We start from the raw sequence: 332 nt of genomic DNA, 5'->3' as shown, positions 1-332 counted from the left end.
GGCATTATACTTAACCAGGACCACATTGGAGCTGATAGCAGTCCCCGTAACGTTTACGCCGGTCCCGTAGGTAAAGGTCCCTGTCCCCTGCTGGTATCCTGCGGCATACACATTCCCGCTCCCGTCTACCGCGATGGAGGTAAAGTAAGATGAGTCTGCTCCCGCCGTTACCGTCCGTGCCCACTGGTCCGCTGCGATTCCGGTAACGGTTACCGTATAGGGTTGGGATGAACCATCTTCCGCCGTAACAGTATATAGTACCGGGCTTGTGTAATTCTGTGGCATTGTGGGGTCCGGGCTGATAGAAGCGCCCGTATGGGAAAGAGAAACCA

1 protein-coding gene is annotated in these 332 nt (G+C 55.1%); it reads right to left on the bottom strand.

What is annotated here, in order from left to right; genetic code table 11:
* Window positions 1-332, bottom strand: a 332-nt coding sequence (locus tag TPRIMZ1_RS19370) for an SBBP repeat-containing protein (RefSeq protein WP_010262715.1), incomplete at both ends; no start/stop codon positions are given.

The sequence above is a fragment of the Treponema primitia ZAS-1 genome, from assembly GCF_000297095.1.
GTDB lineage: Bacteria > Spirochaetota > Spirochaetia > Treponematales > Breznakiellaceae > Termitinema > Termitinema primitia_A.
This window is presented reverse-complemented; position numbering and strand designations above follow the sequence as displayed.